The 19,262-nt window shown below is 49.3% G+C and carries 16 protein-coding genes; 10 read left to right on the plus strand and 6 right to left on the minus strand.

Features of this window, described 5'->3' with window-relative positions:
- Positions 1-121 precede the first annotated feature (121 nt).
- The 3 genes from PPA03S_RS08050 (at position 122) to PPA03S_RS08060 (ending at position 3,188) form a co-directional block, all read left to right on the plus strand.
- Positions 122-1,402 (plus strand): ABC transporter substrate-binding protein, encoded by a 1,281-nt coding sequence (locus tag PPA03S_RS08050; protein WP_062321601.1) that lies wholly within the window; start codon positions 122-124, stop codon positions 1,400-1,402.
- 77 nt (positions 1,403-1,479) lie between these two features.
- On the plus strand, positions 1,480-2,364 hold the full coding sequence (locus PPA03S_RS08055; RefSeq protein WP_062321603.1) for a carbohydrate ABC transporter permease: 885 nt from the start codon (positions 1,480-1,482) through the stop codon (positions 2,362-2,364).
- The gene (locus PPA03S_RS08060) at positions 2,361-3,188 is read left to right on the plus strand and encodes a carbohydrate ABC transporter permease (protein WP_062321605.1); all 828 of its coding nucleotides are present in this window, start codon (positions 2,361-2,363) and stop codon (positions 3,186-3,188) included. Before PPA03S_RS08055 ends, PPA03S_RS08060 begins: the two co-directional genes overlap by 4 nt.
- Positions 3,189-3,960: 772 nt before the next feature.
- On the opposite strand, the gene PPA03S_RS08065 is transcribed toward PPA03S_RS08060, so the two are convergent.
- From PPA03S_RS08065 to PPA03S_RS08075, 3 genes are all read right to left on the minus strand, one after another.
- Positions 3,961-4,410 carry a hypothetical protein gene (locus tag PPA03S_RS08065; RefSeq protein ID WP_062321606.1) on the minus strand — a complete coding sequence of 150 codons (450 nt, stop codon included), beginning with the start codon at positions 4,408-4,410 and terminating at the stop codon, positions 3,961-3,963.
- A 69-nt stretch (positions 4,411-4,479) separates the two neighbouring features.
- Positions 4,480-5,037 carry a hypothetical protein gene (locus PPA03S_RS08070; RefSeq protein ID WP_062321608.1) on the minus strand — a complete coding sequence of 186 codons (558 nt, stop codon included), beginning with the start codon at positions 5,035-5,037 and terminating at the stop codon, positions 4,480-4,482.
- Between the two features lie 63 nt (positions 5,038-5,100).
- Complete coding sequence (locus PPA03S_RS08075) at positions 5,101-6,588, minus strand: aminotransferase-like domain-containing protein (RefSeq protein WP_062321610.1); 1,488 nt, start codon at positions 6,586-6,588, stop codon at positions 5,101-5,103.
- A 157-nt stretch (positions 6,589-6,745) separates the two neighbouring features.
- Here PPA03S_RS08075 and PPA03S_RS08080 point away from each other — a divergent pair, with 157 nt between their 5' ends.
- Positions 6,746-7,351 (plus strand): LysE/ArgO family amino acid transporter, encoded by a 606-nt coding sequence (locus PPA03S_RS08080; RefSeq protein WP_062321612.1) that lies wholly within the window; start codon positions 6,746-6,748, stop codon positions 7,349-7,351.
- Between the two features lie 120 nt (positions 7,352-7,471).
- Here the strand turns inward: PPA03S_RS08080 and PPA03S_RS34205 are convergent, their stop codons facing one another.
- The 3 genes from PPA03S_RS34205 to PPA03S_RS08095 form a co-directional block, all read right to left on the minus strand.
- Entirely contained in the window at positions 7,472-8,308 is an 837-nt protein-coding gene (locus PPA03S_RS34205; RefSeq protein WP_062321614.1) for a methyl-accepting chemotaxis protein, read from the minus strand.
- A gap of 478 nt (positions 8,309-8,786) precedes the next feature.
- Positions 8,787-9,788, minus strand: coding sequence for a GTP 3',8-cyclase MoaA (gene moaA / locus PPA03S_RS08090; RefSeq protein WP_062321616.1), 1,002 nt, complete (start codon positions 9,786-9,788; stop codon positions 8,787-8,789).
- Positions 9,789-9,906: 118 nt separating this feature from the next.
- The gene (locus PPA03S_RS08095) at positions 9,907-12,129 is read right to left on the minus strand and encodes a methyl-accepting chemotaxis protein (protein WP_062321618.1); all 2,223 of its coding nucleotides are present in this window, start codon (positions 12,127-12,129) and stop codon (positions 9,907-9,909) included.
- A 543-nt stretch (positions 12,130-12,672) separates the two neighbouring features.
- On the opposite strand from PPA03S_RS08095, the gene PPA03S_RS08100 reads away from it, so the two are divergent.
- The 6 genes from PPA03S_RS08100 (at position 12,673) to PPA03S_RS08125 (ending at position 19,260) form a co-directional block, all read left to right on the plus strand.
- Positions 12,673-13,488, plus strand: coding sequence for an ABC transporter ATP-binding protein (locus tag PPA03S_RS08100; RefSeq protein WP_082704046.1), 816 nt, complete (start codon positions 12,673-12,675; stop codon positions 13,486-13,488).
- Positions 13,448-14,281 carry an ABC transporter permease gene (locus PPA03S_RS08105; RefSeq protein WP_082704047.1) on the plus strand — a complete coding sequence of 278 codons (834 nt, stop codon included), beginning with the start codon at positions 13,448-13,450 and terminating at the stop codon, positions 14,279-14,281. The genes PPA03S_RS08100 and PPA03S_RS08105 overlap by 41 nt, the downstream gene beginning before the upstream one ends.
- Complete coding sequence (locus tag PPA03S_RS08110; protein WP_245683547.1) at positions 14,278-15,228, plus strand: ABC transporter permease; 951 nt, start codon at positions 14,278-14,280, stop codon at positions 15,226-15,228. The genes PPA03S_RS08105 and PPA03S_RS08110 overlap by 4 nt, the downstream gene beginning before the upstream one ends.
- Positions 15,229-15,338: 110 nt before the next feature.
- Complete coding sequence (locus tag PPA03S_RS08115) at positions 15,339-16,415, plus strand: ABC transporter substrate-binding protein (protein WP_062321623.1); 1,077 nt, start codon at positions 15,339-15,341, stop codon at positions 16,413-16,415.
- A gap of 85 nt (positions 16,416-16,500) precedes the next feature.
- Entirely contained in the window at positions 16,501-17,874 is a 1,374-nt protein-coding gene (locus tag PPA03S_RS08120; protein ID WP_062321625.1) for an aspartate aminotransferase family protein, read from the plus strand.
- A 105-nt stretch (positions 17,875-17,979) separates the two neighbouring features.
- Positions 17,980-19,260, plus strand: a complete 1,281-nt coding sequence (locus PPA03S_RS08125) for a M20 family metallo-hydrolase (RefSeq protein WP_082704048.1) — start codon at positions 17,980-17,982, stop codon at positions 19,258-19,260.
- Positions 19,261-19,262: the final 2 nt, after the last annotated feature.

Below are 19,262 nucleotides of genomic sequence, written 5' to 3' on the forward strand. Positions count from 1 at the left end.
TGGATTAAGGTTTAAAATAATCCAATAAACGAGTCTAATTTTGTCCAATGAAGCGCTTTCATTGTGTGATATATAATGACCCTATGAAAGACAAACCAGTTACACCGGGAGGTCATAAGAGATGAAAGTATGGAAAAGCGTAGCAAGTGCGGTACTTGTGAGTGTTCTGCTCGCAGGCTGCGGTTCCAATGCGGGTACGGATGGTAAGACAGAGGGGTCTGCCTCAGGCAGTACGGTGTCCCTCAAGGTATTCATTTCGCAGCCGCGGCTGAAAGAACATTACGATAAATATATAGAACAGTTCAAAGCCAAGGAGAAAGCCGAAAAAAATATTGAGGTTAACGTGCAGCTGGAGATGCCGCCTGCAGATAATGCGCCGCAGATTCTGAAAACACGGCTTGCTTCCAACGATGCACCGGACGTATTCTCCCTTCATGCGGTGAATGAAATTCCACCGTTCAGCAAAGCGGGTTATCTGGAAGATCTGTCGGATCAACCTTTTGTCGATAAATTACTCGATTCTGTTAAACCTTCGGTAACGGATGCAGCGGGCAAAGTCGTGGCCGTTCCTCTGGAAACGTTATCATGGGGCTTCCTGTACAATAAGGATATTTTCAAAGAACAGGGGCTGGAGGTTCCTACAACGTTGACGGAAATGAAAGCGGTCGTGGAGAAGCTGAAAGCAGCGAACATTACACCGTTTGAACTGTCGTACAAAGAGGCCTGGATTCCACAACTCTTCCTGCCACTTACCGTGGGTGCACTGACTCAGTCAGAGCATAAAGACTTCCTGGATAAGATGAATCAGGATCAAGGTTCCTTCTCGGATATGAAAGCCTTGTTCGACATCTTCGATCTCGTCAATGCCAATGGAACGGAGAAAGCGCTCGAAGTGGGCGGCGATGATGGTTCAGCAGCCTTTGCAACAGGCAAAGCAGCGATGTGGATTCAAGGACCTTGGTTCGCGGAAACCATCCTGAAGTCCAATCCGGATATCAATTTCGGCGTAGCTCCACTGCCAATCAACGACAACCCGGATGATACCAAAATCAACCTGAGCACATCGACGTCATTGGCCGTATCTTCTTCCAGTAAAAACAAAGAAGTGGCACTCGACTTCGTAAACTATGTTCTCGATGACAAGGATTCAAGTGCCTTCTATCAAGCACTCAAATTCAATCCGGTAGCCAAAATCCATGATTTCAAAAGTTTCCCTTGGGTAGACGATGCCCTGAAATATGTCAATGAAGGCAAAGCCTATCAGGACCCATCCATTCCTCAAGCGGTTAAAGATGAATCGGGCAAAGCGCTGCAAGGTTATTACTCCGGACAGCTGAACCAACAGCAGGTCATTGATGCGCTCGACAAGGCGTGGAAATCCTACAACAAAGTCAACAAGTAAGCAGATGAAACGGCTGGCAGAACGGTCATCGTTCCCCCGTTTACACGAGTCTGCTTATAGTGAAAGGGGGAGAACCTATGGCTACGAATGTGTTCAAAAAGTATCTGTCGCTGCTCGCGTTCACTGCGCCTGCCTTTGTCATCTATGCCATCTTCCTGCTGTATCCTACATTTAGCGGTTTGTTCTACAGTTTGACGGACTGGAATGGTCTGAACCAGGATTACAGTTTTATCGGTCTGGGGAACTTCGTGGAACTGTTCAAGGAAGATCCCGATTTTCTGAATTCCCTGTGGTTCACGTTGAAATATGTGGTGTTTATGCTGATTCTGCAAAATGGAATTGCCTTGCTGCTCGCCGTGTTCATTGAGACACGGACGCGCAGCAAAGGGTTATTCCGGACCCTGTTTTTCATGCCGAACATGATCAGTACGATCATCAGCGCTTTTATGTGGACGTTCATCTTCTCCCAGGTGCTGCCGCAGCTGGCCGAGAAGTTGGCCGTGTCTTTTCTGGACCAGCAGTGGCTGGGTGATCCAAAGTTTTCCTTCTACTCCATCCTGATCGTATCGCTCTGGAATGGTGTGGGGTATATGATGATCATCTATCTGGCTGCACTCCAGGGTGTACCGAAGAGCCTGAAGGAAGCGGCTGTCATTGATGGAGCCAATGCGTTCCAGGTGCTGCGTAATGTCGTATTGCCAATGATTACGCATGCCGTGACGATCTGTTTCTTCCTGACACTGAACGGAGCCTTCAAAGTGTTTGAAGTCGTGTACGGTCTGACCGGTGGAGGTCCAGGCAGAGCGACTCAGGTGATTACGATGAATATCTATGAAGAGGCATTCTCCAACAATTTTAGATACGGATATGCCAGTGCCAAGTCGGTTGTGTTATTCGCCATCGTGCTCATCTTCACGCTCATTCAGATTACGGTGATGAAGAAGAAAGAGGTGGAAGCATGAGGATGCAACGAATGAACAGCTACCTGATTCGACTGCTGCTGGTGCTGGGTTCCCTCGTCGCTATGCTGCCCATCTACATGGCGATTGTGAACTCCTTCAAAACACAAGGCGAAATGTTCCAGTCCTTTATAGCTCTCCCAACGACACTGCATTGGGAAAACTATTCGGATGCGTTTAACAAAATCAATCTGCTGGGCAGCTCGTTGAACTCGGCGATTGTATCTTTTCTCGGCATTGGCGGTATTGTATTCTGCGCTTCATTGGCCGGATACAAGCTGTCGCGTACTTCAGGCCGATTGAGCAACCTGATCTTCTTCCTGTTCGTGGCATCCATGCTCGTTCCTTTTCACTCGATCATGATTCCGCTGACACGGGTTGCCAAAGGACTTCACGTACAGGGAAGCACATACGGACTGGCCCTGATCTATATCGGACTTGGTGTGAACATGGCCATCTTCCTGTATCACGGGTTTGTTAAGTCCATCCCGCGTGAATTGGAAGAGTCGGCACAGATGGATGGATGTAATGAGTTCCAGACGTTCTTCCAGATTATCTTCCCACTGTTGCTGCCAATTACGGTCACCATCGCCATCTTGGACTTCCTGTGGATCTGGAATGACTTCCTGCTGCCACTGCTCATGCTGACAGATGTGAATCGGTATACGCTGATTCTGTCCACGAACATGCTGTTCGGCGAATATAACAAGGAATGGCCGCTGATTTTGTCTTCCCTGGTACTTACCGCGATTCCGGTGGTTCTCATCTATGCGTTTTTCCAAAAGTTCATTATGGAGGGCATTGCAGAAGGTGCGGTAAAAGGGTAAGAAGAACCTGTGACCTAGACGTATTGGTCTCATTTATACTAAACTACAGAAGCAGCAGCTGACCAAAGGACTGATTCTTATTTGGTCGACTGCTGTTAGTGTTAGGTTTTATCGATAATTAAGTTGACTTTAATATCACCCTTTCAACATCATTGTTCCCGATGTCAGACAATTTGCGAAAATCAATATTGTTAAATTTCAATTTGTAGTCTATGTCAAAGGCAATGTTCGATCCATCAACTGGTTCGGTGTTAGCTTTAAGATAGGCTGGGCACAATATAGTAGTATCCAACCTTCTCATAAATGTCTTTAAAGATATCTAAGTTTTTAATCCCGGGAGCTGGATGCATAGTGTGGTATCTGCTTACGGTGGTAATCAAATCTTAACCTTCCTCAGATCTCACGAGACCAACTCTTTCAATGAATTTATCTAAATCAGAAGTTATAAAAACCGTATAACCTTCTTGGGTGTCTTTAGTAGATTGCCTTCAATTATAGACATCTTCATATCCCTGAAGAATTCTTTTGACTCACCCTTTATCTGAATCCAACTATGAAAAATAGCATGTATAGCTAATTTATTTGTTCCTTAACTTATTGTAACTCTGTTCTGTCTCTTCACACCTAGGCTTGGTCGCGCCGAAAGTTGAGTAATATAACATATTTCTCCATGCTGACTCTATTCGAGAATCTCCAATACAAGAACTGCAAAAACATTTTGCATGCTTTTTATATAAAATATCATTTTATGTAAATGGAGTGTGTAGCATATTCACTCCATAGTTTTCAATTTCTCCTCAATCTCTATCGCTTCTTCTAGGTTTGAAGCGGGGGAGCTTATTACTAAAGCTTCTTTTTTGAATTCTTCATTAGTTAATTTCTTGTATAAAGTAGGTTCCGTAATTATTATTGAAAATTGACTTTCCGTTTTATTTAAGTAAATATCTCCAATTACCATTCTTTCTGAACCTTCGTAAGCTATTAATAATGAATTATGTTTGAATAGCACTTTTTCAAAATTAATATCATTGATTGATAAAGATCCTTCATAGTTATTGTCATCTTTATTGAAAGTACCCTTTAATGTTGCCTCTAATTCCTTACTTATATTAGAACTTTTGCTATACATATATGAAGGTGATGATATCTCAATTTTCTCATTATTGCTGCACGCTGAGAGAATAAGCGTGCTAATGAAAATAATAAATAGTACTTTTTTCATCCTTCCACCTCCACAATAAATAAAAAGAGGGGGTATTAATTCAAGAAAATTCTGCCCCCTCTTTGATAATTAATACTTAAATTTCCCGGAGACATTTACCGGTATAACAGCTCCACTTTGGTAACCATAATACAAGGGAGACAAAGTATTTTTAGCGAGTTGAGTTAATCTTGCTTCATCGTAAAAATATTCACCAGCTTGACCAGAGATTTGCCCTAGATCAAAATTACTTGGTGTATATCGAACAGCATTTTTGTAGTACACAACGTTAATTTGAGCAGAGGTGTTTTTCTTGGTTGAGGTTGCCATTGGTGCCCAAATATATTGAAAACCATTCCACTGATACACATCAATATATTTATATATTATTACATAGTCGTGCATTGTTCTAGTGATAGTACTTTTATAACTATCATACTCATTTTCTTTAAGAAATAGATCTAAGACTGTCATAAATGCACCTACATAAGGATGGGTCATACCAGCTCCGATCTGAATTAGTTTATTACCCATCTTATTTAAGTCGCCTTGTTCATTTCCGTATAGTGTTTGTGCACCGTAAGAGTACTCAGTGCGCAGTCTTGTTTCACCAGGAGAAGCCATTGGAGTGACAGACCGATCAAACAAAACTCGAACAAACCGCCTTAATCTGAGGGATCTCAATCCTTCTGATCAAGGCGGTTTTTCATTTCAGGATGTCATCAGCTTCTTGACGGCCTGTACCAGCAAGTGAAGACCACGTTCCATCTCATCCGGTGAAGCATAGGCATAGGACAGACGAATGTGTTCTGCATCCAGGCGGTCATAGAGATACCCTGGATGAATCAGCACATGATGCTCCAGACAGGCATGGAACAGTTCGCGAATGGAGAGTGGACTGACGGTAAATCGGAGCCAGATATAAAAGCCTCCGGCCGGTACGCTCCACTCAGCAAGCTCACCGAAATCGCGTTGCAGAACACTCAGCATGAAGTCTCTGCGTCTGTGTAGTTCAGGCCTTAGGCGATCCATATGCTGTGCATGGTATCCATCGGCAAACCAGAGGGCAGCTGCTTCCTGAGCGAGAGAGCTGGTGCCATAATCCGTCTGCATCTTGATGTCCGCGAGGCGACGGATGACCGGCTCCGGCCCAACCAGCCAGCCGAGACGCAGGCCGGGGCTGACCGCCTTGGACAGGGTGCCCATATGCAGCACCCGTCCTTCCCTGTCGCGCGCCTTCAGCGATGGCGGCGGGGGCTCGTCCAGCCACAGGTCGCTGTAAGCGGCATCCTCCAAGATGGAGATGCCGGTGTTCCGCGCGGTGGCGAGCAGTTCTTCCCGGCGGCTGTCACTCATGACGGAGCCGGTAGGATTGTGGAAGCTCGGAATCGTATAGAGCAGCGATATGCCGTCCCTGTTTGCATTGTTCTGTACAGCATCTTCCAGACGCGGAGTGTGCAATCCTTCGGCATCCATCGGAATGCCGCTCATTTTCAATCCGGCGGATTGGAAGGCATGAATGGAGTACAGATAAGACGGCTTCTCCAGCAGGACTGTCGATCCGCGGGGTAGAAGCCCAACCGAAATAAGATGCAATGCCTGAAGCGAGCCGGATACGATCAGAATGGAGTCAGGAGAGGCGTGTATGCCACTTGTCTGCAAGTAAACGGACAAAGCCTGTCGGAGCTCCGGACTACCCTGAGGTTCGAGGTAGTTTAGTGTACGAGAACGACTGGATAGCGTTTGGAGAATGTCGTTAAAAGCCTTCTGGGGCATCAGCTCAGGTGCAAGCTCGCCAGTACCAAGCCGAATGATGTCTGGCTGGAACTCAGCCCGATTAATCTGCTGTACCTCTGGCAGATTGGGGTAATACCAGCCTTCTTCAATGGCTTCCTCCCAGTTGGGCATGGCTCCGTGAGCCAGCGCATGCCAGCCGGAGCCGCAGACATAAGTTCCGCCGCCATGTCTTCCTTCAATCATGCCTGCGGCGGCCAGATTTTCCAATGCAGTGACCAGCGTGCTGCGGTTCACACCCATGGATTGAGCCAGTGTCCGTTGTGAAGGAAGCCGATAGCCTGCTGTCCATTCCCCGGCCGTAATTTTCTCGCTGATATAGACTTCAATCTGTCGGTACAGAGGTAGGGAATGGGAGGGGTCCGGCTTCCAGCTGCCCCCCTGTCGAGAATCGGAATGATTCATGGGCAGGTTCGCCTCCTTTATGGAATGAGAGATGTAACTGACGTTTTCTCTTATTTCGAACACTATATCATTTGGTTGGGTCCAATGCCATCCAAGTGGTTGGTTACTTCTGACGTTATCTCTACTATTATGGGGACATGTCTAAGGGGGATGAACGATGGGTGTAATTATTCACGCGGTGGTACTGGCGTTTGGGCTGATTTTGCCACTCGGTGTACAAAATGTGTTTATTTTTAATCAGGGCATGAGTCAACGAAGTTATGCGCGGGCACTGCCAGCTATAGTAACCGCAGGACTCAGTGATACGCTCCTGATTGGTGCTGCGGTTGGAGGTGTGTCCCTCATTTTGCTGCAATGGCCGCTGCTGGCGAGTGTATTGTATGCGGGAGGGAGTGTTTTTTTAATCTATATGGCATGGAGTATCTGGAGGTCAACCGGGCCTGCAAATGGTTCAGCTACAGTGCTGTCCGCGGGGCGACAAATCGCTTTTGCTGCTTCGGTGTCTTTGCTTAACCCGCATGCCCTGCTGGACACAGTAGCTGTAATCGGAACCAGTTCGCTTCAATATGAAGGGGTGTCACGCATGTATTTTGCCATTACGGCCGCAGTGGTATCCTGGGTATGGTTTCTGGGACTTGCAGGTGCAGGCAGGCTAATAGGAAGAACAGATCGTACAGGCCGGGTCAGTGTTTTCTTCAATCGGTTGTCCGCTGTGGTCATGGTCGGGATGGCGGGCATGATGCTGTGGAAGCTGGTCCATTAGCAATCGAGCTGAATGCGAGGCCATATCTTGTCTTGAAAATAACATACACAAACAACCCCTCACGTTGAACGTGCAGGGATTGTTACATGCTGGCATTATGGGCCGAATAGGCATTTTACGTTATTCTGCCTTCAATAGCATGGATTCAATGAAACCTTTGAGATCCTTGGATGCGTTGTTCAGTTGATCAATCACCTCGCTGAACTCGGTGACGAGCTCGGCTTGCTGGCTGCTGGATTGGGCGATGGATGTTATCTCCTGTTCCATCTGACGAATGGAATGCTGTACTTCCTTCAAAGACCGTTCAATGTTCACTGTGGCTTCTTTGGTTCCGGTGGATAATTTGCGTACTTCCGAAGCAACAACGCCAAAACCAGCTCCTGCTTCTCCTGCTCGAGCTGCTTCAATGGCAGCATTCAGGCCTAGCAGGTTTGTCTGCTCTGAAATTTCACGAATGAATGAAGCCACTTTGGTGACTTCACTGGAATTTTGCACCGCCATCCGTGTGTTGTCCAAAATCTGTGAAGATGAAGCAGTCAGTTGCTGGGATTGAGCAGCGACGGTCTGAACCATATCTGTCAATCTGCCGCTGATGCTGCCGATCAGTTCGGTGAAGTCCCCCAGTTTTTCCTCATTTTTGAGTGAAAAACCAATCGCGAGTGTGCCAACGATATTTCCTGCCTCATCCCGAAGCGGGGTAGCCGCCGAGTTAATGGGAGTCCCGTAGTGATGCGCTTCAATGCGATTGGCAGACGTTTCCCCATGGATAAGGGCCCGGCGCAGCGTGGGATCTTCAAGCGAGATGGGATCTCCGGCCTTGATGCCCAGATCAAGATCTTCGCTCCGTACGTAATACCGGAACTGCTCTGTATCAGTAACAGCAATCATCAAATCATTTTCCTTGAGCATGATTTTAAAATACGGGCTTGCCGCAACGAGTGCTTCAACAATATTCAATTGGATCAACTCCTATATATGGGTGCGTATAATCTTGATATATGGTATATACATCGTCAGAATTCCGGGATTCTTGAAGATCTGGCGAGGGCATAGTGCAGAATAATTTTATTTTAATTATGGAATCAGGAATGCTTATATAAGTTCAACGAATAAATATTACACAGGTACTCCATTGACAGAACAACCTTCCGATCGCTGTTATCCCCAGATTTTTTGGATTCCCTTTTTCCAAAGGGGAAAATCCGGGGATAGCGTATGCTTCCGACGTAGCTTTCTTTCAGAAAGCTTTTAGGCGAACGCTTCGCTTCTTCAGGTTATAATCCAAAAAGCTGCTGAAGACAGAACGTCCTCAACAGCTTCTGGTACAACAATGATTGTTACAATCATGAAGTTAATCGAAATTATGATATTCTTTATATCTGCCTGCTCTGATGCATATAAATATGGATGTGTTACCCACCAGATTCACACGTACCTATCCACCAATCTGGGACATGCGCCGTACTGTCGGCGTATGACTTTGCATTTTTTGTTCCAGTGCCAATGCCATTTCATGGTTCTTCGGTTTGGTACCAAGAGCCTTAAGGAAGAGCGCTGCCATGGCAGCGGGATCATCCACGAAGCGGCGAACATTGTATTCATCCGACCAATACAGGCAAGCTTTGATATGCCCGTCTGCTGTCAGGCGGAGACGGTTGCAGTTGTCACAGAAGTGATCACTGACCGGATGAATCAATCCGAATGTACCTTGAGACCCGGCAATTTTCATATTCCTCGATGGGCCATTACCTGCCGGACCTGTTGTGTTTTCCACCGTCCAGCCAGCCTCTGCACATACATCCGTAACGGCTTCCAGCGGCAAATACGATTTGCGCCATGAATCTGAAGCCTGCCCAATCGGCATATATTCGATGAAGCGCACATGGAGGGGCTGATCGATGGTCATGGCAATAAAATCCTTGATCTCATCATCGTTGATGCCCTTCATTAGCACCACATTCAGCTTGATCGGAGCAAGTCCGGCAGCTGTAGCAGCTTCAATGCCTTTCAGCACCTTGTTTACATCCCCACCGCGAGTAATCATGGAGAAGCGGCTGGCTTGCAGGGAATCCAGACTGATGTTAATCCGGTTCAGACCAGCGTCTTTGAGGGCCTGTGCCTGTTTATCCAGCAATAGCGCATTGGTAGTCAGAGCAATATCTTCAATCCCGTCAATGGCCGAGATCATGCCGACAAGTTTGTGCAGGTCTTTGCGTACCAGCGGTTCGCCTCCGGTCAGACGCACTTTGCGCATGCCCATTGGAGCAAGTACTTTGAGCACCTGGGTAATCTCCTCGTAGCTCATAATTTGGTCATGCGGGGCAAATTCCATGCCTTCCTCGGGCATACAGTACACACAACGCAAATTACAGCGGTCCGTAACAGAAATCCGGATGTAGTCATGTATCCTGCCAAAAGAATCCTGGAGCATTTCCATGCAGACCACCCTTTCATACCTTAGATTGGAGAACTACTATTATAAATGAACCGACAATGTCTAAACGAACAGTTGCATCAAATTTTAGCTATTTCTCCAATCCGCGTCAATGATGATGTCAGGTGAAAGTCTTTTGATCAGGATGAGTGAGTTGGAATTGTCCCACAAGCTGTTGCAAAAAGACGGTGATGGCCTCCACATTATGGGATGAGTGCTGAACATGGAGCATGTCATTGATAAGTTCGGCCATCTCGGCTTCCACCTCGGCAGAAGTGGAACGGTTATTGTGGCTGATCGCGGCGATATTCTCCATCAGCACAACAACCTGATCCACAACCTGTGTCCGTTGGGGTTCTTCCGATGTAGCACTTTGGAGTAAACGTGAAGCAGCCTGAACAAGCGTGGTGCCTTCAGCCAACACCTGATCACCTTCCTTGATGGATTGCGAGGCTGCCCTTGCCGCTACAGAGATATTATCCAGAATCTGATGAATGTCTTCCGTGGAAGAACGAGATAATTCTGCAAGCTTGCGAATCTCACCAGCAACGACGGCAAATCCGCGTCCGTGTTCGCCGACATGGGCAGCTTCAATGGAAGCATTCAAAGCGAGCAGGTTCGTCTGTGCAGAGATTTCATCAATGACAGCGAGCGCGCGGTAGATATCCTGCATGGTTGCCATAAAGGAAAGGATCGTGTGGTTGGTATCGGATACGGCTCCCGAAATCTGGGTCATTTTGTCACCGATGCGCTCCACTTCCTGACGAGCTACGTCAATCTGTTCTGTAGCAGACACTTCAAGCTGCTGCAGGGTGAGGCGCATATCGTCTGCGGCTGCTTTGGCCTGATCCAGGTCCTCAAGCTGCTTGCGGATGCCCTGGATCATGGAGCCGAGTTTGAGATTTACACGCTCTGTTGTTCCCTGTGTGGTCTCCGTAGACGACTGCATCTGATGCTGGTTGTTCATCACATCCACCGTGGCAAGCTGTACCTTGAGCATGATTCCTTCCAGCGAGTCAATCATGTTGTTGATCCATTTGGCCAGTTCACCTGATTCATCCTGGGCAAATGACGACGTATCCAGACGCTGGGTTAGATCTCCCTTGCCTTCGGCGTTAATGCGAATAAATCGACTGATACGGCGCAAATCATCATGAACCCGCCGAACATGTTTTCGCTGCAGCTGAATTGCAGTCAGGACGCCATAGATGATATTAAAGGCAGCGATGGCTGCTGCGCTCCATGCACTTCCAGTCAGCACATATACAAGTGTCGCTCCCGCAATGCCTGACAACAGGATATACAAGCTGTGCTGCTTGAATTGCCGCCAGCCAATGCTGCGTATCCGATATACTTCCTCCAGGTCGCCTTCACACATCATGCCCCATAGATCCGGACAGTGGGGAAGCTGGAATGTGATGCCTTTGCCTATAACCGAGATATGTCGATAGTCCGAATAACCAGGGAATGTCACAAACAGATTGGAGCCATTGCGAATCGTATTGGCTACACCGGGATGAAGCTCATTGGTGGAAGGGTCGGTAAACATTAACTCAAGTTCGGTATGCTCCATAACAGATACGACGCCCCATTCGGTGGTAACGCCATCTTTCAGATTCTCTCCATGGGTGAACGTATGATCCTCGAAGCGACTGCGGGACAGGGCAGTGCCCGGTTGAAGTGTGGGGCGCAGTTTCGATTCAGCCATGAAGAGATAATTGTCACCGGAATCGGGATAGATATGGCCGGATTCACGCTGAATCAGATCGCCCAACACATCATTTGGCACACGGCTGCACAGGGAACCGATATAGCGATCCTGTTCCATAATAGGTACGATAAACATCAGGGTTACATCGTCATGAAAGGTAGAAGAGCGGGGCCCGATTTCTAATGTGATTGGATCAGAATAAGGTCCGAACAGGCACTTTTGTCCGTTGATATCTGCCTGGGCATACCTCAGTCCCGGCCCAATCAAAGCATTTCCATCTTCATAGATTTGTCCAATATGTTTCTTGTATGTAGAATATACAACCTGGTTTTGCTCATTCAGTATAAAAAGCTCAGTGCTATCCGAAGCACGTATATAACTTGCTGCGAACCATGTTTCTAGCGTCTGTCCATCGGCCATGTCTTGCAGCATCCCCTGTGGCTGAGCCCCCCGTACTTGCTGAAGCAAACGATCCAGGTGATTCCACTGCTCATGAGCCCAATCCATCAAAAGCTGCCGTCGAGTCTCGGCGATCCCCTCAAAGGTTTCTTCCACATCCTGCTGAATATGTGCATTCAACCGATACGACCGCCACAGCGGCCACCCTTTTCTCCATCCCAGCCAATCAAACATGCGGACCACCCCGATTTCTGATTTTAAAATGTCTTGCGAGACTGTGCGAGAACGTAATTACCTAGCCAGTATGGGCGACGGACGAGGATCAATGACACCGCCTTCATTCTTCCAGAACCAGACACCGTATCGAGGCGAGATTTCACGTCCTTCTATATGAGCATTCTGCAAAAAAATGCTGTTATCAATGTTTATACAAGAAAATGAACAAGAATACGAGGGTATATGTCATATTTTCCGAATATTCCATCAATAAATACAAATGATTATGCGCCTTTGTTTGGAGAAGTATCCTCCATATGAGTCAAAGAGATGTTAGACAACGTACATGAAAGTTAACATGCTTAGTACGGAGAATGGAGCCCATTTTACACTGTGTAACATGAACGAGCCCATTCTTAAAACAGTCTGTATAATGTAATCCCCGCCCAAAGTTATATAGTATTATCTAACAAGCAAAACCTGTTACGTTCATGTAGATAAACCTTCCATTCAGCCTTGGTGTGAACAGATAGCCAACTTCCCGCGAAAAGGAGAATGCCCATGTCCCCCACGACTGCCCCCGACATCTGCCATATTGAGCTGGATCATGTATCTGTAGTATTTGGCAGTGGAACACAACAGGTTACCGCGTTGTCCGACGTTACATTTCAAATTCATTCCAATGAATTCGTCTCCCTGCTTGGCCCGTCAGGTTGTGGCAAGTCTACGCTGCTGCGACTCGTAGCCGACCTGCTCCAGCCCACCACGGGCAGCATCCGTGTTGCCGGGGAGGAACCGGAGCGGGCGCGATTGCAGCGTCAATTCGGTATCGTCTTCCAGACCCCGGCTCTGTTCGATTGGCGCACGGTACGTCATAATGTTGAACTTCCACTGGAGCTGCTCGGCACAAGCCGGAAGGAGTGCCGCCGCATGAGTGGTGAACTGCTTGAAATGGTCGGGCTGACCCGCTTCGCTGACCATTACCCATGGCAGCTTAGTGGGGGTATGCAGCAGCGGGTAGCCATAGCGCGGGCACTTGCGCTTGATCCTCCATTGCTGCTTATGGATGAACCATTCTCCGCGCTCGATGAATTCACGAAAGAGAAGCTGCAGCTGGAGCTGCTCGATATTAAGCGTTCTACAGGCAAGACATTCCTGTTCGTCACACACAGTATCCCTGAAGCCGTATTTTTGTCTGACCGCATCATCGTCCTCTCCGCACACCCCGGCCAGGTACATTCCATTCATTCTGTCACATTGCCTGCCGTGCGGGATCGTGAGCTGAGGGAAACCGAAGCCTTTTACCGCATGATGACGACGATCCGCAATTGTTTCTATGAGGAGCGTGATCCAATCCATGTTCCTGCACATAAGTAAGCCGGGTTTTCGTTCCTGGGTAGCCATCTGGATCTTGTCCGTATTGCTGCTGTGGGAAGGTATCGCCTGGATTCTCCACTTCTTCATGTCGCCCCAGCAGGCAGCTTCCCGACTGCCTTACCTTCATGAGGTTCTCACCGCCTTGTTTCGTTACTCAGGCACACTGGCTGAACAGGGAGCTGTAACGTTTGGCAATGCTGCGATTGGTTTCATGGGAGGAACAGTACTGGGTCTGCTGCTGGGCCTGCTCATGAGTGTGTCGGTTTGGGTGGAGCGCACCCTGTCTCCCTATGTCATCTCGTCACAGATGGTGCCCGTTATCGGCCTTGCCCCCATTGTCTACGGCATTATCCATAACGCCGAGTGGGCCCGAATTGTCATGGCGGCGTACGTCACGTTCTTCCCGATCATCATCCACACACTCAAAGGCCTGAAAAGTGCAGCGCCGGAACATCTGGAGCTTATGCGTTCCTGTGGAGCTTCCCTGCCTGCACGTTATATCAAATGTTTGCTGCCTTCTGCCTTGCCGGGTCTGTTCTCCGGTATGAAAATTGCTGCTCCGCTCGCGGTCACCTCCTCCATTGTGGTGGAACTGATGGGAGCCCCGGATGGACTTGGCGTGTTAATGGTCAGTTCCTTGTATTACGGCAGTGCCCAAACCGGTATGTTCTGGGCTACCATCATGCTCAGCATAGGCATTGGACTCATCTCGTATCTTGCCATCAGCCTCGCTGAGCGCTGGCTGACCCCCTGGCAGCCTGAATTTAGAGCCAAGGGAGGGCGTGCTGCATGATGAATGAAGGTACGGTGGTAAGCCGCAAAGGTGAGGAGGGGGCGACGGTCGCTATATCTGGTGCGGCATCCATTGGGGAGTCTATCGGGGATTCGATTAGGGTACCCCCTGCCTCAGGCCTCGATATCCATGGCCAACAGGGACAAGCCGGACAGAAACGGTTGGGCAGTCGCGCTAACGGAAGTTCAATTGGTCTGCGTCTGCTGCCGTGGCTTGCCGGAACCTTATTTCTTACCCTGTGGCAATTTCGGGTGTTTCATCAGCTATTCTCCCTTGAAAGTTACCAACTGCCTGTGCCATCGGCGATTGCAGTGTCCATCAGGGAAAACGCAGAGATGCTCTTCCGATATGCGCTCTATAGCGGAACGGAGATGCTGGGTGGCTTTCTGCTAGGCTCCCTGCTGGGGGCCCTGGCCGCCGCGGGGGCATCCTTCTTCGCGACGAGCGGCAGAGCAGCGGTTGCCGTGATGTCAGCACTGAACGCCGTTCCGATAGTTGCGCTGGCTCCGATTATGAACAACTGGTTTGGGGACGGTATATGGTCCCGTATCGCCGTCGTGGCTGTAATTACGATGGCTGCCATGGCTGTGAGTTTATTCAAGGGATTGACTTCGATTCAGCCACAATACATTGATCTGATGGGTGGTCTTGCCGCCAGCAGGATGCAGGTTTTCGTGAAGCTTCGCTGGCCACATGCGCTGCCTTCCCTCTTCGCAGGTCTGAAAATTAATATGTCAACCAGCATTATTGGCGCCATTGTGGGTGAATTTTTCATTGCATCCCAGGGGCTGGGTTACTTGCTTTCGGATCAGATTCGACTGGCGAACATGCCGCTTGCCTGGTCCTGTATTGTCATCGCAGCGGCTCTCGGCATTGTGTTGTATGAAGTCGTCGTTCTGGCCGAGAAACGGCTGATCCCGTGGAATCGTGCACGTACAGATCCGTAAAGCTCATTAAAATGCGAATGCCAACCATCCACAGATGGATTGAGCTGGCGAAACAGCAGGCTTCACAGTACGGATTGAAAATCCTTATATAAACAGGGGGTGTTCTGTATATGTACAAAACGTTAAAACCGGGTTTTCTGGTGTTGGTACTGTTGGTCGTTACCATACTGGGAGCGTGTTCCGCGAAATCGGATCCGTCTGTCACCCCTGCTGCTGCAAGCACGGAGGGAGGGGAAAGCACAGCTCAACCCTTAACCAAAGTGAAAATTCAGCTCAAATGGGTGCCGCAGGCTCAGTTCGCCGGAATATATGCCGCCAAGGAGAAAGGTTTTTTTGCAGATGAAGGTATTGATGCCGAGATCATTCCGGGTGGCCCGGATATCGTGATTGAACAGCAGGTGGTCAACGGTGCGGCCGATGTGGGCATCACCGGGGTAGACAGTTTGCTGGTTAGCCGGGATAACGGTCTTCCACTCGTCTCCCTCGCCCAGATTTCGCAGAAGAGCAGTTATCGATTAATTGCCAAGAAGTCCGCAGGCATAACCGACCCGGCCCTGATGAAAGGCAAGAAAGTGAGCACATGGTTCGGCAGTCAGCAGTTTCAGGTTCTCGCCTTTATGGAGAAGAATGGCCTTGATCCGAAGAAAGATATTGAACTGGTGAAGCAGGGTTTCACGATGGATCAGTTCTTCAACGATCAGGTGGATGTCGCCACGGCGACGATCTATAACGAATATCACGTGGTACTGGAAAGTGGGACGAAGGAGTCGGATCTGGATGTATTCAACATTGAAGATGCCGGGGTAGGCATGCTGGAGGATACGCTGATCGCAAAGAAGGATTGGGTGGACAGCAATAAAGAACTTGCGGTGAAAGTAACCCGGGCCATTCTGAAAGGCTGGAACTATGCCATCGACAATCAGAATGAAACGGTGGATATCGTGATGAAAAACGTAACGGACGGCAGCACCACCCGTGAACATCAGGTGACCATGCTGGAAGAGATTGCGAAGCTGATTCGCCCGGAAGGATTTACAGAGAAACAGGTAGGCGGTTTTGTGGATGAATCGTTTACCCGGACTGCGGATATTGCCTTGAAATATGGTCTGATCAAGAAAGCTGCCAATCTGGACGAAGCACTGGAGAAGAGCATCTATGAAGAAGCGGTGAAGGATGTGACGAAATAAATACGTGTGGAGCGTTCAGAAGAGGGTACTGCAATCGGAGTAGTCTAGTGTAAAGTCTATAGGTTCTTGGAGAGGAGGGTGACGAATGAGCTCAGTGGATCAGCAGCCCCAGTCGCTTGGCGGTACGAAGGAAGAGTGGCTGGAGAAAGATCGCAAATATGTGTGGCATCACATCTCGCCTCATAACGATCATCCCATGATTGCCGTTAGCGGGGAGGGCAGCTGGATTACGGATCAGGATGGCACACGGTATCTGGATGCCATGTCGGGACTGTGGTGTGTGAACGTGGGTCACGGGCGCGAGGAGATTGCCCGAAGTGCCTATGAGCAGATGAAAGCACTCGCGTACGTGCCCATGACCCAGAGCCATGAGCCGGGGATTTTGCTGGCAGAGAAGCTGAATGACTGGCTGGGGGGAGATTATCGGATCTTCTTTTCCAACTCGGGTTCAGATGCGAATGAGGTGGCGTTTAAAATAGCCCGTCAGTTTCATCACCAGAATGGTGAACCAACCCGTCACAAATTCATCTCCCGTCACCGTGCCTATCACGGCAACTCCATGGGTGCATTGGGCGCCACGGGGCAAGCCGCCCGCAAAATCAAATATGAGCCGCTGGGCGTAGGCTTTTCCCATGTACCGCCTCCTTATTGCTACCGTTGTCCGTTTGGACGAAACAAGGATGGATGCGGACTGGAGTGTGCCACTATCTATGAGGAGGTTATTCGCTGGGAAGGGCCGGAGACGGTAGCTGCGGTCATTATGGAACCGGTCATTACAGGGGGAGGCATGATTGTCCCGCCTCCGGATTACATGCGGACTGTGCAGGAGATCTGTCAACGCTATGGTGTTCTGCTGATAGTGGATGAGGTCATCTGCGGGTTTGGCCGCTCCGGGCAAAAATTCGGTCATCAAAATTACGGGGTGCTGCCTGATATCGTGACGATGGCAAAAGGCATGACGAGCGCGTACGCTCCACTATCGGCGACAGCTGTTCGAGCGGACTTGTATGACACCTTCAGAGAACCTGGACCCGATTCACATTTTCGTCATGTGAATACGTTTGGGGGCAATCCCGTATCCTGCCGCGTGGCACTGGTGAATCTCGAAATTCTGGAACGAGAGGATCTGGTCAGCCGTGCAGATGAACTTGGATACCTGCTTCGGGATAAGCTGGAACCGCTGCTGGAGCTGTCGGTGGTTGGAGATATCCGCACATTCGGCTTCGCCTGCGGGGTGGAGCTGATTGAAGCCGATGGTTCGCCTGCTCATGCGGATAAGGTCATGAATGTGCTGGCAAGCTGCAAAAAGGACGGTATCCTGATTGGCAAGAACGGCGATACGGTGCCGGGATTTGCGAATATTTTGACTATCTCTCCGCCGTTTGTCACCACCGAGGAAGAATTGGATCTGATCGCCGTCAGTTTGCTGGCTGCCTTACGCAGTCTGGATGCAGGGTAGCCGCAGCTTCCTGATAAACACTGCATATGAGAAGAGTGACAGGAGGATCAGCAGATAGGGAATTCCATGGAAAGCACGGTAAATATGCGCAAGGAGGCGAGGAGGATGCAGACTACCACCGGGAAAATCATTAATCAGCTGCGTCTGGATGATCAATTGGAACAGTTGTCCCGTATTGGCCGAATTGTGGAGACGGGTGTCTGCCGACTGGCTTTAACCCCGGAAGACATGGAGGGCATTATCCAGGTTCGTCTCTGGATGGAAGAGGCGGGACTTGCGACTCGCCTTGATCCGTTTGGCAATCTGATTGGTCGTCTTGAAGGTACAGATTCATCCCTGCCGATCCTCATGATCGGTTCGCATATCGATTCCCAGCCTTATGGCGGTCGGTATGATGGGGCCATCGGCGTCCTTGGTGCGCTGGAAGCTGTTCAGTGTCTAATGGAGCAAGGCATTCGCCCTCGGATGCCGATTGAGGTCATTGCCTTTTGTGATGAAGAGGGATCTCGTTTTAACAAAGGACTATTCGGTTCGCGCGGCATAACCGGCCAGCTGGAAGAGGGAGAACTGGAGCGGACAGACAAAAATGGGGTGACCCGTCGAGAGGCACTGGAGGCCTTTGGCTGTGCACCGGAACAATTCGCTGAAGCAGTCTATCCCGCGGGCACCATTGGCAGTTATCTGGAGCTGCATATTGAGCAAGGACCTGTACTCGAATCGCTGGACGCTCCGGTAGGTTTGGTGACGGGCATCTCGGGCCCGCTGTGGCTCACGGTGACAATGAAAGGCATGGCAGGGCATGCCGGTTCCGTTCCAATGGGGATGCGACATGATGCGCTGGTGGGCAGCGCCAAGGTGATTGCGGCTTTTGACGATATGGTCAGAGAAGATCGGGAAGCTCCGACAGTAGGGACCGTGGGGAGCCTCAGTGTGTTCCCAGACTCACGCAACATCATTCCCGAGCAAGTCAGCTTTACGATTGATTTGCGAGATATGGTGATGGAGCGGAGAAATCGACTTGAAGGAAGGTTAATGAGCCTCTTGGATGACGTTAGCTCGGAATACGGCCTGACCTACTCCCTGACTGAAGATACCAACAGCGAACCGCGATATTGTGCAGATCGGATCAAAAATGTCATTCGCTCGTCTGCCGAAGAGATCGGCCTGCCTTTGCCGGAGCTGATGAGTGGTCCGTTCCATGATGCGCTGGCCCTTTCTTACGTATGTGAGTATGGCATGATCTTTGTTCGCAGCAAGGATGGGATCAGCCATCATCCAAGTGAATACTCTTCGCCAGAGGACATTGCTCTGGGTACAGAATTGCTGTACCGCACCATAAGACAGATGTGCAGCCCGGAAATTGCGAATAACGGAACGGACGTGTAAAG

It is taken from the genome of Paenibacillus pabuli NBRC 13638 (assembly GCF_001514495.1).
Taxonomy (GTDB): domain Bacteria; phylum Bacillota; class Bacilli; order Paenibacillales; family Paenibacillaceae; genus Paenibacillus; species Paenibacillus pabuli.

Bases quoted from the DNA above. Each gene is read 5' to 3' on its own strand.
- PPA03S_RS08075 (WP_062321610.1), bottom strand. From the start codon at position 6,588: ATGAATCATTCCGATTCTCGACAGGGGGGCAGCTGGAAGCCGGACCCC.
- PPA03S_RS08120 (WP_062321625.1), top strand. From the start codon at position 16,501: ATGAGCTCAGTGGATCAGCAGCCCCAGTCGCTTGGCGGTACGAAGGAA.
- PPA03S_RS08115 (WP_062321623.1), top strand. From the start codon at position 15,339: ATGTACAAAACGTTAAAACCGGGTTTTCTGGTGTTGGTACTGTTGGTC.
- PPA03S_RS08095 (WP_062321618.1), bottom strand. From the start codon at position 12,129: ATGTTTGATTGGCTGGGATGGAGAAAAGGGTGGCCGCTGTGGCGGTCG.
- PPA03S_RS08110 (WP_245683547.1), top strand. From the start codon at position 14,278: ATGATGAATGAAGGTACGGTGGTAAGCCGCAAAGGTGAGGAGGGGGCG.
- PPA03S_RS08100 (WP_082704046.1), top strand. From the start codon at position 12,673: ATGTCCCCCACGACTGCCCCCGACATCTGCCATATTGAGCTGGATCAT.
- PPA03S_RS08065 (WP_062321606.1), bottom strand. From the start codon at position 4,410: ATGAAAAAAGTACTATTTATTATTTTCATTAGCACGCTTATTCTCTCA.
- PPA03S_RS08055 (WP_062321603.1), top strand. From the start codon at position 1,480: ATGGCTACGAATGTGTTCAAAAAGTATCTGTCGCTGCTCGCGTTCACT.
- PPA03S_RS08050 (WP_062321601.1), top strand. From the start codon at position 122: ATGAAAGTATGGAAAAGCGTAGCAAGTGCGGTACTTGTGAGTGTTCTG.
- PPA03S_RS08060 (WP_062321605.1), top strand. From the start codon at position 2,361: ATGAGGATGCAACGAATGAACAGCTACCTGATTCGACTGCTGCTGGTG.
- PPA03S_RS08080 (WP_062321612.1), top strand. From the start codon at position 6,746: ATGGGTGTAATTATTCACGCGGTGGTACTGGCGTTTGGGCTGATTTTG.
- moaA (WP_062321616.1), bottom strand. From the start codon at position 9,788: ATGGAAATGCTCCAGGATTCTTTTGGCAGGATACATGACTACATCCGG.
- PPA03S_RS08125 (WP_082704048.1), top strand. From the start codon at position 17,980: ATGCAGACTACCACCGGGAAAATCATTAATCAGCTGCGTCTGGATGAT.
- PPA03S_RS08105 (WP_082704047.1), top strand. From the start codon at position 13,448: ATGAGGAGCGTGATCCAATCCATGTTCCTGCACATAAGTAAGCCGGGT.